The sequence below is a fragment of the Paenibacillus ottowii genome, from assembly GCF_006874425.1.
GTDB lineage: Bacteria > Bacillota > Bacilli > Paenibacillales > Paenibacillaceae > Paenibacillus > Paenibacillus ottowii.
The window spans coordinates 145,497-160,191 of the sequence record NZ_VIJZ01000004.1 but is presented as its reverse complement, the minus strand read 5'-3'; the positions used below and the strand labels follow the sequence as shown (position 1 = coordinate 160,191).

The following is a 14,695-nucleotide window of genomic DNA, read 5'->3' as shown; positions in this document are numbered from 1 at the left end:
TAATGACTCAACTGCAACTAATTGCAACTGCGCCGATGGGACTTGAAGCCGTCGTGGCCCGGGAACTCAGAGAACTAGGATACAAGGATCTGACCGTCGAGAATGGCCGCGTCGTTTTTTCTGGAGATTATAAGGATATATGCCGATGCAACCTGTGGCTTCGCACATCAGACCGCGTTCTTATTAAAATGGGCGAGTTTGCTGCAACTACCTTCGACGAGCTATTTGAGGGTACCAAAGCATTGCCTTGGCAGGATTGGATTCCTGTAGATGGTGAATTTCCCGTAGAGGGACGTTCACACAAATCACAGCTTAGTAGCGTACCAGCCTGTCAGGGAATCGTCAAGAAAGCGATTGTAGAAAAGCTCAAGGAAACCTACCATACAGACTGGTTTGCTGAAGATGGTCCTCGCTACGTTATTGAGGTCATTCTATTAAATGACCGTGCACTGATAACCCTGGACACAACCGGTCCAGGGCTGCACAAACGAGGCTATCGCAAGCTCGTAACAGAGGCGCCCCTCAAAGAAACAATGGCTTCCGCTCTTATTCAGCTTAGTCGCTGGAGCCCGGATCGCCCCTTCTATGACCCATGCTGCGGTTCCGGTACATTATTAGTCGAAGCAGCTATGCAAGCCTGGAACATTGCGCCAGGTCTGAGACGCACCTTTAACTCGGAAGAATGGCCTGTCATTGGTAGAGAATTATGGAATCAGGCTCGCGACGAGGCGATGGATCTGACCCGTGATGATATTCCTTTTGAGATTGCAGGTAGCGATATCGATCCTAATGCCATACAAGTTGCTGAAGCGGCTGTAAAAGCAGCCGGCTTTGCTAAAGATATTTCACTGAAGGTACTGCCTGCCAGCAAGGTCAGACTTGAGGGCCAGTATGGTGTGATGATTACTAATCCCCCTTACGGAGAAAGACTCAGTGAGCAAGCTGAGGTGGAAAAGCTGATTCGTACACTCGCACGTACGGCAGCCGAAATGAAGACTTGGTCCTTCTTTGCTATTAGCTCCACCAAGCAATTTGAGCATTATTGGGGCCGTAAAGCCGACAAACGCCGCAAGCTGTTTAACGGCCGAATCGAATGCCAATACTATCAGTATCTGGGCCCCCTGCCTCCGCGCCGCAAAGATTCTTCGCCGCTGCAGTCCTAAATGATCGAGCTATATAGGCCAGGAAACGAACCCTTTGTTCGTTTCCTGGCCTGATTTGTGCTGCATTTCCTTTACTTAATCATTGAAATGCGCAGGATGAGCGCTATAATAATTAAAGGCATTTCGGTTTTAACATTACGTTAATGTATAGTTTATACTAGCCGAACATTTCTGCCAGAGGGGGTAAAGTGTTGGTTATTCGCACGACCAGTGCAAGACGCACTGGTAACATGTTCAGCAGGCTACTGCTGTCTCAATATTTCGGATTAGCTTTGTTTTTTGTACTCATGATTGGCAAGCTCGTACTGATTCATTATAACCTGCATGCCCAAAATATTGACATGAATCCGCTGGATTATGTCATTGCTATTGGTTCCTTATTGCTTGTAAGCTTCTGGACTTTGTGGCTGCCACGTCGCGGACGTTTGATTGCTCTTGTGGTGCTCGATATATTGCTCACCGCGCTCATTTATTCCGACATGGTTTATTATCGGTATTTCCAGGATTTCATTACGATTCCCGTTTTGCTTCAAGCTGGACAAGTTGATTCTCTGGGTGGAAGTATCGCATCTCTGATGTACTGGTGGGATATTTTATTTTTTGCAGACTGGATTTTATTCATCCCATATGTCATATTCGTGGCTTCCTTGAGACGTCGGTTTACAACGAGTGATAATTATTTTGAAGAATCCCGTAGCTCTCTCACGAAAAGATTTCTGCTTCGCTTCTCCAAGGGGGCATTGGCTTTCCTGATTGGCTATGTTTTGACCTTTGGGCCGATCAAAATATATACCTCTACTTGGGCAACAGGCATATTTGTCGGCAACTGGTGGTCGATGGCCTTGTACAACGTAACTGGATTGATCGGATTTCATGGGTACGATATCTATCGCTACAGCCAGGATCATCTAGGACCCCAGCCTACATTGGCTCAGGCGGAATCCGATAAGGATAAAGAATGGTTCAATCAACACCAGAAGTTACTTCAGGTGAAAAATGACCTCTATGGCAAGTATAAGGGCAAAAATGTAATGGTCATTCAAGCTGAAGCGTTCATGAACTTTTTTATCGGCAAACAGATCAACGGTCAAGCAATAACGCCTAACTTTGATAAATTGATGAAGGAAAGCATGTATTTTAATAATTATTTCCATCAAACTGCGCAGGGACGTACTTCGGACGCGGACTTCTCTACCCACGCTTCGTTGCATCCGCTCCCTACGGGTTCGGTATTTATCCGTTATGCGGACCATAAATTCGACACACTGCCTTCCATTTTGAAGGATACAGGTTATAGTCCTAATGCGTTTCACGTGTACGACAGCAGCTTCTGGAACCGTTACACGATGTATAAGGCGATGAACTATGACAAGTTCTATAGTAAAAAAGATTTTAAAATAGATGAGCCCCTCGGCTGGTCTCTGGGAGACAAATCCTTTTTCAGACAAACGCTCAACGATCTCACAACCGAAGTGAAGCAGCCGTTCTACGCCTATATGGTCGGTATTTCGAGCCATCATCCATATAACCTATCACCTGACGCTGTAGATTTGGATGTTGGCGAGTTTGAAGGTACAATGTTTGGAGACTATCTGAAATCCGTCCATTATGTGGATGAGGCTTTGGGTGAATTGGTAGATCAGATGAAGAAAGACGGACTGTGGGATAATACGATCCTGATGTTCTACGGGGATCATGACAATTCCATTAAAGACAAAGCACTGTATGAAAAGTTTTTAGGCAAGCCACTGACCGATTTAGACATGCAGAAAATCATGAATCAAGTGCCATTACTTGTGCATCTTCCCGACGGAAGCCAAGCAGGCACGTATACAGAACCGGCAGGACAGCTGGATTTGACTCCTTCTGTGATGCATCTGCTCGGCATCTCTACGAAGCCCTATCATTTTATGGGGAACGATCTGTTTAGTGGAAAGCCGCGTATGGTTGTGCTCCGCACGGGTGCTTTCACGGACGGTCGAGTGTACTACATTCCATCTGAGGATGGTACATTCTCCAAAGGGACTTGCTACAATCTGAGTACAGGGCAACCTACAGATGTGAACGCCTGCGGGCCGGGCTATACTGAAGCTCTCAATCGATTGAACATATCCGATCAGGTCATCACTTACGATCTTATTCGCGAATGGGAGACACAAGCAAAGAAGTAACAAGGATGTCGATTTCATAACTAACTGATATATAAACAAAAATCCCGATCCAGCAACTTATAAGGGCTGTGGATCGGGATTTTTGTTATTGACAGTCATTGGACTGCGCTCGTCGCGATTAACCAGACTCAGGAACGCAACGTTTTTTTAGCCTGCTCAAGACGTTGCACCTCTTCACCAAGCATTTCCTCAGCAACTTCTACTGCATCGTTACCAAGGCTATCCTTTGCCTGCAGTATAGCATGCTCTGCATGAGTGCGAGATTGCTCCGCCTGCTCAATCAGTTGCTCAGCCGGATGTGACAATGCCTGAGAGACGGCATTGTGGAGCTTGTCCACTGAGTTTTGTGTTTGAGCCTCGACACTGTGATTGTCGAGATTAGAATCATATTGGGCCATGGGTCACTCCTCCTTCTGGGCTGGTCTACATTTATTAGCATGGATCAGAAGGAGGAGAACTATTCAAAAAGTGCCAGCTATGCGCACTCGAACTATTTTATAAAGCGTGCAGCCTTTTCTAATACTTCATCCTCTGTGGCCGCACTCACATAACGTCCGTTCACATACACAAACGCCCGTTTGCCACAAGGACCACAATATGATTTGCAACCGATTTTGATCTCGGCATCGGGTGCCATCTTTTTCAGCTTAGGCAAGATCGTCTTTAAGCGGATATGATTGCACTCATCACATACGCGAATATCATTAGCCATCTGTCATCCCTCCGAGCTCCGGCTTAGTGGTCGCCGTGATTACCTTGGGAAGGGTTAGTAATGACAAATCCTTCTTCGGGGAAATACAAGTAATCGATTTTTACACCATCCAGCAACGGCTGACCGCTTTCCAAAATTACATCAATACCTTTATCCGTAGATACAACTGTATCTGTTTCTTTAGGCGTGTCCAAATCCAGCCCGTAATGAGCATGATCTCCATGAGCATGAGTAATAACAACGCGCAAGCTCTTCCCTTGGTTTTCTTCCTTATCCAGTTCAAGCTTCAATACTTTAGCTGCGTTACGAGTAATTTTGCAGTTCATTAAGCTTCATCTCCTTCATATTCATTAATGAAATGTGGTCCAATGGATACCTATCCGCACCACACAACCTAGCGGGTAAAATCAACAATTCCAATAATTCGCCTTTCTCCTTAATAGAAAGAAGTTGTGCAGCATAGCACAAGGCAATATTCCTATTATAAAGAAAATCGTAAAAAATCGCAATCACGAAATTCACAAGTTTATATTTACCGGACACGTGCCTGCTGTTTTTCAAGCAAATCGGGATACTTTCGTTCAGCACGGGTGACGAACCAATTCATAAGCAATAACGTCACACCAATGTCGTCGATAGGCACAAACGGCATGACATCAGGCAGTATCCAATAGAGCAATACAGGCACTGCAAAAAGTAATTTTTCACCCAAAGGAATCCTCGAAGAGGTAATCAATCGGGGCATACGACGAAATACATGTGACCACTGACGGAGAGATAGTAGTCTTTTCCACTTCATAGGTTGTTCACTCCATTTCCAATGCTCCTAATATATATACCCTATTGAAGGGATATATAAAGAGGAACACTTGTAAAAACGTGCTCCCCTTAATACGCGCAAATGATGCAACACGTTTCAACTGGCCCGATCTGCTACCATGACAGCACCGTCGTCATTAACATGCCAACTTCTGCTGCAATATCGTCATAATCACGCATAGGCAGTGGATTTACGCCTAGACCGACTTCAACGGTAAATCCCGGTTTACCAAACCGTTGTATAAACCAATCCTTATAGCCTGCATCGCTTCCCCCCAGCTTTACCGCCCGATACCCTGTCGCAGCAGCCAGCTGTAATGCCCAATCTCGGCTCTCCTTAGGCTCTAGATCTCGATAATTCCAATAAATTTCCTGTCCCTGGCTGTGTATGGATAGCACCATGTCGAACTGTTCGCGCTCCGTTAGATCAGCAAGCGCCCTGGACTCTGGCTCAGACAAAGGTGCAGGTCCCGCATAGTCTCGTCGGGACGGCCCAGTCTTACCGCGTCTACGCACTTCCTCTTCCCAATACGCCGGAAACTGATCGTTGAGGTCGACACCGCGAATGTTTGCCTTCCAGCCACGATAATCAGCACGTCCTTCATTCCATTTGCTGAGTTCATGATACATGGGGTGCGTTGGGAGTACACCCTGTTGCACCAGCTCTACACCATCCGGATTGACCATCGGTACCACCCATAAGGATGTATGCTCCATGAAATCCTGCGGGGAGCCCCCATACACCCATTGAGGAGTTCCAGCGGGTTCTCTTCGCTCATCGTGAAGTTGCCCATCTCCCTGCTCTCCAGTTAGACTAAGCGCTTGTGCATATTGTTCTATAAAACGCAGCAAACAAGGTGTCGTCAGCCATTCGTTAGCATGTACAGAAGCGTTGGCATGAATTTTCCGCGTTCCCTGCCCCATCCGTATATAAGGGATATCCTTCCCCATGACACTGGTGCCAATGCTGCCAACTTCAATAAAAGGATATTTGCGGGCCAATGCCCCCAGATCTTCCTTTAAATCTTCATAACTATACTCTCCACGTAACCGTACAATCTGATCCTGATGATCTTCAGGAATGGTAATTGTCTTTCCTTCCACAAATTCATACTCTGCAAGCCCCGAATTGGCGAGCCGCAGCTCATCAAGCTCTACACCGAACTGTTTGGCAATCCGTCGTGCATTTTCTTCAGGCTGAATAACGTATTTACGATCCATAGACGGACGAATATATAGCAATTGACCACAAATCAGATAGGGTTGCGTGGCGGTCCACGGATTATCTGCGATCAAAGTATCCGCCGATAATTTAAAAGCCGAGGCGACCCGGTGCAATGTATCTCCTTTTTGAACGATATATTCCTTCATCTTACTACGCCCCTTCCATCTGCCTTACTGCATGTTATGCAGACGCTGCGTGTCTTGATGAGCGAAAAGCAAAACAACCAACTTCTTTTGTCCCATGACAAAAAAAGTTGGTTGTCCTGTTAATCCAGATGGGTGACCTGCCAGACAACAGGCGTCTGCCGAATCTGCTCTCCAAGCCACTGGGCGGCAATGCGCTGGAATAACTTTGGATCGCCGGAACAAAAAAGCTGATGCACTGGCGTTTCGTCCCCGGCCTCCAACTTGCCCTTGTTATACAAAATGGTACTTGTTTCTCGTGCTGTTTCATCTGCCGAGCTAATAAGCTTCACCGCAGGACCCATGACTTCCTGAATTGTTTCCTTCAAAAAAGGATAATGCGTACAACCAAGAATCAGACAATCAATCGGATACGTTTGAATAGGTCTCAATGAATCCTCCACAACCTGCGATGTCGTCTTGGAGCGGAACAATCCTTGTTCCACCAAAGGCACAAGTGCAGGGCAGGCGTGGCTGACCACGTCTACATAGGGAGACAACTGCTTGAGCGCAGTTGTATATGCTCCACTTCGAATCGTACCGACAGTTCCAATCACCCCGACATACCCGGTAGCGGTCGCGCTGATCGCAGCACGAGCCCCAGGGTGGATAACTCCGATCACCGGAATGGATACCTTTTGGCTTATATACTCCAATGCCGCAGCTGTTGCTGTGTTACAAGCAATAATAATGACTTTCGGATTAAATTGAATCAGAAAATCAACCATCTGCTCTGTAAATTTTTTAACCTCTTCCGATGGCCGGGGACCATACGGGGTGCGCGCAGTGTCTCCAAAATAAATAATTTTTTCCCGCGGAAGCTGACGCATGACTTCTTTAACAACCGTCAAACCTCCTACACCGGAATCCAATATTGCAATCGCTTGCTGCACGTACACACCGCTTCCTTTTTTGTTAAATATGAGTTATTTCATCTCGGAAAATCTATCCGTTGCTACATACCTTATGTCGTATTGGCGTAAAAGGTACCCCAAAAGATTACCCTAAAACAAGGAAGCGATCAACAAAAAGGCTTCACCCTAACAGGGGAAGCCACAAACTCAAGCTATCGTCGGTTGTTCCACCTACGATATACAGACAGTTACAGAGCATCTTCTTCCGTATTCTCTTGAACAGGCACGGATGAAATGCCCACCTTTGAAGCAATATCACTTTTTTTACGCCAATGACCTAATTCATGAATGACGGCTGAAGCTGCCTCCTTAATTTTGTCAGTATACTCGATGGAGGTATCTGAAATTTTCCCCGCAAGCTCCTGTCCCTTATCACTCACGTGACGAGCCTGGTCTGTAATATCCTGACGCAGCTCGCGACCTGACTTAGGAGCAAATAACAACGCAGCAACCGAGCCAGCAATGCTGCCTATCAACGCGCCACGGATAAAGCTTTTGCAGTTCTCTTTCATATTCATCTCTCCCTTATGCCCGGGCGAATGCCCATCTGTTAATGCATTATAAGCATGGAGAGCCTGTCATGATACAGAGAACAAGCCAGAAAATTTCTACTTATTTTTGGAGCGGATACGATACAAGCAGCAACGGCCTCCATCCGCCAAACAATCCTCACGGACAACCTCGGCATCCAGCAGCTCCTCAAACATTTGCTGTTCGCATTCACAAGCCTTGCGGTAACGATTGGCGATCTGAGAGATCGGACAATTGTACTCCATAATAGAGTAACTGCCATCCTCTTCCTCGCGCCACTCTGCCATATAACCCGAAGCGTTCTGGATGCCCGAAAGCTTTTCCACACGTGAAGCCAGTGTAGACTCACTCTCTATGTGGGGGGCGTATCGCTTCAGCATTTTACGTTTTCTCCCATCAAACAACGAGTGAACAGCTTCCATTCCCTGCTCTTCATCCAGCTCCTCTAACAGTTCCAGTAATAGATGATCATAATTACGAGGAAACTGCTCGCTTCCCTGATCGCTCAGGCTGTACAAAAACGTCGGGCGTCCCATCGCCTGTCTCAGGATCGTAGCCACAATCAGACCATCCTGCTCCATTAATTTGAGATGCCTACGCACCCCCATTTCAGTAATGCCCAATTGAGCTGCCAAGCTTCCGACGCCCACAGGTCCCTGGGTTTTCAACAGTGTCAAGATCATGCGCCTAGTGGGCATTTCGGGTACGATATACTTATCCGTCACTTTTGCCTTTACACTCCCTCGGGCTGAGGACCCAATTCCTTATTTAAATAATCGTGCACGTTGGATACAAAAAGCTCCAGCAACCCAGGCAGCTTAGGTGTAAGTGGGTGAAGGCTTGTCCGGTCCCAATGGAAATACTCCTGTACTAAGGGTTTGCGCAAGGCTACCAGTTCTAATAGTGAATGAAATATGGTATCATCCAATACACCTTCCTCATGAATGATACCGATAATGTCCTCATAGCTACTGGCGTCACGCATAATAAAACCGTCGATGATATAGCTTCCTACGTCTGTGATCGTCTCAATGGCCAGATGAAGGCAACGTTCCTGCACGAGTCCCTGCAACAGATCGCCGTTCCAGGCGGCAGATGTCTGGCGAAGTCCGGCGACAATGTCGGGAACGGCCCCTAGTCGAAGCTCAATTTGTTCCCGGTTGACATAATACAAAGTTCTGCACCTCCAGTAACCGCTTTAGATTTCATAATCAACTGCGATAGATACATCCTTCACTTCATTCATGTGTACAATAATTTCCTGATGCACGGGGTGTACCTGATACGTTTGCAAGTCTTCCAGTGTTTCGACCACAGCGGTAAGGGAAATATCATAAGAGCGTTCCGAACGAATCACATCTGTGCCTACTTCTAGCGACAGCAGCTCTTTGATCTTGCCATTCATGCTGCGCAAAATAGATGCCGTATGTTCAATGCTTTCAGGGGAGCGATCTTTCAATTTGAACAAAACAATATGTTTAATCATGCGTATAGGCTCCTTATCTTAAAAATGTTCTCTTGAAAATTTTATCATAACGCCCCACATACGGAAAGAAACTTTGTGATCTTAGCGATCTTTTCCATCATTTTTACCATCAGACTCCTTGTCCTTTAGTAGGGCAAAAAAATTCTTAAGCTTCGGCGGAAGCGGTAGACCCATTCGTGAACAGTTTTCCGTAATCGAGATCAATTCGTTGGACAGATAAAAATACGTTGCCGCCCCTTTCATGATTTCCGTACCCATCAGGAGGTCCACATGATGCGCCAAAGAAATCACCATAAGCATTAAAGCCTTTCTTGCCAACCCCCAAAAGCCGGCTTTACTGCTTAACCCTTGCCCAGTCTTCACAGCGGCAGCGACTCCTGTTACATAATCAACAGCCATTGCAACCGTGAATAGCACCATAAGCTGATTCCAGCCGCCAAAGGCAAACGTAATAATGGCTCCTGCAGTGGCACAAATCATACTAAACATACTTGGATTAATATTCATACCTGCTCCTCCTCTCGGGGCGGATATTGTAATATATGCAGCGACGTGGTTACCCGTAAAGTCATATGACCTGTGCGTAGATATGAATTCATAGATTCATATAAAATAAGCTGCAAAATAAAGAAACAGGCCACCCTCTCTCAAAAAAATTGAAGTAGGGTAGCCTGCTTTTCTTTCAAGTTTATTCAATTAACGGTGGTCGTTCCAAAAATTAAGCGGAGTCAGATTATCATTCAACGGCTCGAACGAATATCCTTCTTTCTGCAAAGCCGCCATAATTTGTGGAAGCACCTTGATTGTAGATGGCTTATCATGCATCAGAACAACTGGTGTTCTGCCTTGCTTTTTCAGTCTCTTAATATCACTGAGGACCGTCTGTACAAAATGCTGCGGATTTTTAGTATAACGCCAATCATTGGAATCTATGTTCCAGTCCCAAATATGATAGCCTGCACCCGTCAGTTGATCGCGGTATGCTTTCTTCAAATACGGTTTGCTGCCATAAGGTGTACGAATCAAAGAAGTGCGTTTTCCTGTGGCCTTAAACAAAATCTCATTATCCTGATTCATCTCTGCCAGTGCTGCTGCCGGGGATGCATAGATCTTTTTCACCTGGTGTGTCATCCCATGGAGGCCCAAGCCATGTCCCGCGTCTACCATTCTCTTCATCACTGCGCTATGTTGGCGAATTTCAGGCCCTAGCATGAAGAACGTAGCCTTGGCATTATATTTGTCCAGAATATCCAGCAGCTGCGACGTATGCGCTGTAGGACCATCGTCAAAGCTTAAATAAATAGTGCGGCTGTTAGGCTTGGCATTTCCCGTATTGCCTGTATTGCTAGCTTTGCCTGGCTTTACAGATTCGTATTGCTTAATTTCCGCTGCGAATGTATTCAAAAACTGAGCATCGGACAAACTAGCGTTTGCATTCTGAATTCGATACACATTACTCGAAGGAATCGTAATAGTGAAGCCAAACGCATCGGTCAAAGTACGAATCGGCACCATCGTATGTCCTCCACGCTCAAACACATCACCTTTGTTTAGTTCCAGCGTAAAGCTGCGATTATGTCCAGTCAGCACCAACGTGTTTCCATTGGCCGAAGTAGAAATGCCCATCTTTTGCCCCAATGTAACGATCGGAACATACAACTTATCATTTTCCATTACAGGCTTAATCGTATTCGAATCTAGCAACACATCATTGACCCCAAGCAAAGGAGCCTTCGCTTGTGCACTCGCTGTATTCGTATGTATACCCAGCAAACCCAAACAACAGATTGCCATCAAGCATACAGCCATCCATTTTACTTTTAAAAGCTTCATCCATTACACCATCCTGTGCTGTATTTTATAATGTGCGGGAGCTATCTCTAGCTTGTCTATGAAGTTATACAGACATGACGATATAGACATGGCAATATAGACATTCACTCAACATATAGAACATAAACGCATCTCAACCGACTGAACCTGACGTCTTTTAGGCCCCCTATACATATTAATAGATTACCAGACTCTAGTAGGTAAATATAGTAGAACAATTTGAAAACAATCTCGCAATCCATCTTACCAAATAAGTTACAAAGTTGTGAATAAATCGACTGAGTTTAGAAGAATAAAAATAGAATGGATGGTATGCCTTCTCCTGTGAAAAAGCTATATACCTCAAATATCATAGTTATATTGCCAGATTTATAGAGTTATACGGGACGCAAAAAAGCACCTGAAATCACCATAAGGAATTTCAAGTGCTTTATAATTTTGTTTTAAGTAACTCGTACAGTCGTCCTTTGTAGCTTTGATAATGACATCATATACACGCGTTTTTCCTTATTACTTGGCATCAGGAAAATTATCCTTGATTGGCGGGGTAGAGTCCCAGCTTATCAGTTTAATATGGTACTTAGCAAGTAATTCATTTGAATTGGAAAATTGAGTGTTAATAGTCCTTCCATCATTTTCAAAAACCCTTCCATCTTTTTTAATGATAATACCTTCTTGTTCAATAAATATTGAGTCAGCAACGGTTTGCTGATACTCGTCAGAGCTATCCAAATCACCCATATAGTACTCTGCAATCCCTGGATCATAGGATATTTCTATTCTGCTATTGACTTCTAGCACTGGTAGTAATCTATCTCCGCCGGCTAATCTTTCCCTCCACTTACGATATTTGCCGCGAGCTTCATTTGAACCAATTCCATCATATTCGCATATTAAAGTATCTTGAATAACCTTTCGTTGCCCGTTAATTTCATATTCCAAACGAAATGGAAATTTTTCATATGTGATTTCAGGAGGCGAAGGATTAGGTTCTAATTGAATCCCTATAAATATTAGAAGCCAAGGTAAAGCAATGAACGCTATGATTGCAAATGCCAACAACAACGGAATGCTTAGAAATAACAATGTTTTTTTCACTTTTATTTAAACCCACCTCCTTCAAGGCAATTCTATTTTTCTCTGTAAAACCTTACAATCATAGGAGAAGAACATATTACCTCCATTTCCATAAAAAATGTTACATTTTAATATATCGACGCCTTAAACTTCCATTTTTATAGGTCGAATGGACCCAATTTTCCATAATCCGGTTAAGCCCATGGGATTAAAAGAAAATCAGGAGAGGAGTCACTTGCAAAGCCCCCTTCGGGTATAGTAGTATGTGTTTAAAAAAAATCGGAGGATATATGCCTAAACAACAAGACAAACATTCCATTCAGGCGTGGTCTCTGATCAATCGCAAATATTTGGGAAAAGGCGTGCGTGTCAAACGTTTTCGCAAACCAACACGCTGTCAAGTACGCAATCGCGTTCTACTTGCCGTTTTGATGGCTAATGACATTAAACTGTCCCAACTTGCCGAGGAGCTTTCCATCTCCTCTCGCAGCGTCAGCGCGTGGGTATATGAAGGTCGTATTCCCGGCAACACTAATCTGGAAAAGACGTGTAACACACTTGGTTATCCGCACCATATTCTATTTAATGAAGAGGTTGTCCGGCGTTCACCGCTCATTTGTCAACCATCACCGTCCCGTTTTATGAAACGGACTGTAACCCGTTCTCCGGTTAAAAACCGGATTTTGGCGGGTTTGTGCATGGTACATGATATTTCGGTGACCGATGTCAGTCATTGGATTGGCGTTCACCCGGGTACATTTCGGAAATGGTTGCATCAGGGTACCGTTCCTTCACAAACCTTCCAGGATCAGGCGGAACAGTTTTTCCGTATTCCAAAATCCATTTTGTTTGCTGATGCCATGCTGAAAAAGTAACAATGTCCTTTAAAACGAAACGATTGAAATTTTCATGAAAGTCTTTGAAAGGAACACATTACCATCTTTCAACCATAAGGCTTTCACATCATGTGATTCACAGAAATATAAAATTAAAAAAGCACAGTCTGCCGGTTTCTCGGCGCACTGTGCTTTTTAGATAACAAAAATTTAAATGCTTCTTGCTTATAAATTAGAACCTCATGGGTCATTTTCTTACTTTCATTTCTAGTACCATGCTCACATTACCCTTGTACGTACAACTTAGTAAACCTTTTCGTGTCTATTTTCGATAGATTTATGTACATAATTTCAGAAATGTATAACAAAACAGCCCATTTTCTGCAATCCAGAGAACAGGCTGTTCGGTACGGGGAGTAGCATGCCACCAACAATTCAGCGTCAAGACCAAGCGATTAATAGCCCTATCTCAAGATCCTTCGGATATTCACTGAGCCGGTCCCGTGGATTCACGTACAATTAACTCTGGCGGTATAATCCACTGACGCTCTTCTTCACGATACCCTTTTTCTTCAATCATCGATAACATCGTATCGGCGGCACGTAACCCCAATTCTTCCTTGGGATGCCGAATGGTTGTGAGTTTGATTTCCGTGGCTGTCGCCAAAAACGAATCATCAAATCCAACTAATGATAGATCAGCGGGAATACGCAGGTCTGCCGAACGTACAATATCCAGCAGACGCACCGCCAGTTCATCATTGTAGGTCACCCATCCAGTCGGACGTTTCCCTTTCTCCATTGCCAACAGCTCCGTTGCGCGTTGTAACGGGAGTTCATTTTTTTCTTCAGTCCGGTACGTCGTTACTGCATTCGGATGTAACGTCACTCCATATTTACGGTGAGCAGCTACAAACCCCTTCATCCGCAAAATTCCTTGCATATCATCGGTTTTGAAAAATCCGGCCAATCGCCGGTGCCCCAGCTTGATCAAATGCTCTGCTGCCAAAAAACCACCCTTTTCATCATCCAAGCGCAGACAAGGTGCATCCATCTCCTCATAACGCGCATTGATCATTAAATAAGGGATTTGGCGATTTTCTACGGTTAGATAATAGTTCAAATTGGGATTACGTTCTCCACTTTTGGTCGGCTCAATAATAATTCCGCTCAGTGGTTGACTCAGCAGCATTTCCAAGCACTGACGTTCTTGCTCAGGATCATTGCCTGTGCTTGATAGCAGCAGCTTGTAGCCTTGACGGCTTAGCTTGGATTCAATTCCCTGTACAATGGTTGGAAAAATATAATCCGATATATAGGTCGTAACGACTCCAATCATTCGTGGATCTTCGGGTTGCTTATGATCCCGGGCTGCAACAAAGGTTCCCTTGCCCTGTTTGCGAAACAGCCACCCTTCCTGTACCAGCTCACCCAGCGCCTGACGCACCGTTTGCCGACTAACTGCAAATTTTTCAGATATTTCGTGTTCAGAAGGCAGCTGGCTTTGCGGCTCCAGTTTGGATGAATGAATCCATGATAAAATTTCCTGTTTTACTTGTATATATTTGGGCGCCATAATTTCCTCCGTACTTGCCATATCATGTACCTATTCGTATTCCGATTATAGCATATCGTCCATTTGTACATATAAATGTTACAGGAGCAGGATATCGTTGTATGGCTGCCAAAGGCGTACTACTCGCAAGTCCCTTCCTTATGCTTAGACTGAGGGGCTAAAAAAACTGG

The 14,695-nt window shown here is 44.8% G+C and carries 17 protein-coding genes; 3 read left to right on the top strand and 14 right to left on the bottom strand.

Annotated features, from left to right (window positions below; genetic code table 11):
• The first annotated feature begins 2 nt into the window (after positions 1–2).
• Positions 3–1,163: a THUMP domain-containing class I SAM-dependent RNA methyltransferase gene (locus FKV70_RS10835; protein ID WP_064796167.1), complete on the top strand. Its 1,161-nt coding sequence runs from the start codon at positions 3–5 to the stop codon at positions 1,161–1,163.
• A gap of 188 nt (positions 1,164–1,351) precedes the next feature.
• On the top strand, positions 1,352–3,334 hold the full coding sequence (locus FKV70_RS10830) for an LTA synthase family protein (RefSeq protein WP_142612840.1): 1,983 nt from the start codon (positions 1,352–1,354) through the stop codon (positions 3,332–3,334).
• A gap of 128 nt (positions 3,335–3,462) precedes the next feature.
• On the opposite strand, the gene FKV70_RS10825 is transcribed toward FKV70_RS10830, so the two are convergent.
• From FKV70_RS10825 to FKV70_RS10765, 13 genes are all read right to left on the bottom strand, one after another.
• The gene (locus FKV70_RS10825; RefSeq protein ID WP_142612839.1) at positions 3,463–3,732 is read right to left on the bottom strand and encodes a hypothetical protein; all 270 of its coding nucleotides are present in this window, start codon (positions 3,730–3,732) and stop codon (positions 3,463–3,465) included.
• A gap of 92 nt (positions 3,733–3,824) precedes the next feature.
• A complete protein-coding gene (locus FKV70_RS10820) occupies positions 3,825–4,046 on the bottom strand; it encodes a YuzB family protein (RefSeq protein WP_013370463.1) in 222 nt (73 codons plus the stop codon).
• 23 nt (positions 4,047–4,069) lie between these two features.
• The gene (locus tag FKV70_RS10815; RefSeq protein WP_013370462.1) at positions 4,070–4,372 is read right to left on the bottom strand and encodes an iron-sulfur cluster assembly accessory protein; all 303 of its coding nucleotides are present in this window, start codon (positions 4,370–4,372) and stop codon (positions 4,070–4,072) included.
• A gap of 206 nt (positions 4,373–4,578) precedes the next feature.
• Positions 4,579–4,845 carry a hypothetical protein gene (locus tag FKV70_RS10810; RefSeq protein WP_063213048.1) on the bottom strand — a complete coding sequence of 89 codons (267 nt, stop codon included), beginning with the start codon at positions 4,843–4,845 and terminating at the stop codon, positions 4,579–4,581.
• Between the two features lie 134 nt (positions 4,846–4,979).
• The gene (locus FKV70_RS10805) at positions 4,980–6,236 is read right to left on the bottom strand and encodes a M14 family metallopeptidase (RefSeq protein WP_142612838.1); all 1,257 of its coding nucleotides are present in this window, start codon (positions 6,234–6,236) and stop codon (positions 4,980–4,982) included.
• Positions 6,237–6,355: 119 nt separating this feature from the next.
• The gene (racE, locus tag FKV70_RS10800) at positions 6,356–7,165 is read right to left on the bottom strand and encodes a glutamate racemase (protein ID WP_063213050.1); all 810 of its coding nucleotides are present in this window, start codon (positions 7,163–7,165) and stop codon (positions 6,356–6,358) included.
• Positions 7,166–7,374: 209 nt separating this feature from the next.
• Positions 7,375–7,698 (bottom strand): YtxH domain-containing protein, encoded by a 324-nt coding sequence (locus FKV70_RS10795; RefSeq protein WP_142612837.1) that lies wholly within the window; start codon positions 7,696–7,698, stop codon positions 7,375–7,377.
• A gap of 96 nt (positions 7,699–7,794) precedes the next feature.
• Positions 7,795–8,442 carry a helix-turn-helix transcriptional regulator gene (locus FKV70_RS10790; protein ID WP_063213052.1) on the bottom strand — a complete coding sequence of 216 codons (648 nt, stop codon included), beginning with the start codon at positions 8,440–8,442 and terminating at the stop codon, positions 7,795–7,797.
• A gap of 8 nt (positions 8,443–8,450) precedes the next feature.
• Positions 8,451–8,891 (bottom strand): DUF86 domain-containing protein, encoded by a 441-nt coding sequence (locus FKV70_RS10785; protein WP_142612836.1) that lies wholly within the window; start codon positions 8,889–8,891, stop codon positions 8,451–8,453.
• Between the two features lie 24 nt (positions 8,892–8,915).
• Positions 8,916–9,203: a Dabb family protein gene (locus FKV70_RS10780; RefSeq protein WP_013309679.1), complete on the bottom strand. Its 288-nt coding sequence runs from the start codon at positions 9,201–9,203 to the stop codon at positions 8,916–8,918.
• A gap of 81 nt (positions 9,204–9,284) precedes the next feature.
• Positions 9,285–9,710 (bottom strand): phage holin family protein, encoded by a 426-nt coding sequence (locus FKV70_RS10775; RefSeq protein WP_142612835.1) that lies wholly within the window; start codon positions 9,708–9,710, stop codon positions 9,285–9,287.
• A 189-nt stretch (positions 9,711–9,899) separates the two neighbouring features.
• On the bottom strand, positions 9,900–11,036 hold the full coding sequence (locus FKV70_RS10770; RefSeq protein ID WP_142612834.1) for a polysaccharide deacetylase family protein: 1,137 nt from the start codon (positions 11,034–11,036) through the stop codon (positions 9,900–9,902).
• Positions 11,037–11,546: 510 nt separating this feature from the next.
• On the bottom strand, positions 11,547–12,140 hold the full coding sequence (locus tag FKV70_RS10765) for a hypothetical protein (RefSeq protein WP_142612833.1): 594 nt from the start codon (positions 12,138–12,140) through the stop codon (positions 11,547–11,549).
• A 263-nt stretch (positions 12,141–12,403) separates the two neighbouring features.
• Between FKV70_RS10765 and FKV70_RS10760 the strand changes: the two genes are divergently transcribed.
• The gene (locus FKV70_RS10760) at positions 12,404–12,988 is read left to right on the top strand and encodes a helix-turn-helix domain-containing protein (RefSeq protein WP_013370447.1); all 585 of its coding nucleotides are present in this window, start codon (positions 12,404–12,406) and stop codon (positions 12,986–12,988) included.
• A 448-nt stretch (positions 12,989–13,436) separates the two neighbouring features.
• On the opposite strand, the gene FKV70_RS10755 is transcribed toward FKV70_RS10760, so the two are convergent.
• Positions 13,437–14,525: a GntR family transcriptional regulator gene (locus FKV70_RS10755; RefSeq protein ID WP_142612832.1), complete on the bottom strand. Its 1,089-nt coding sequence runs from the start codon at positions 14,523–14,525 to the stop codon at positions 13,437–13,439.
• Positions 14,526–14,695: the final 170 nt, after the last annotated feature.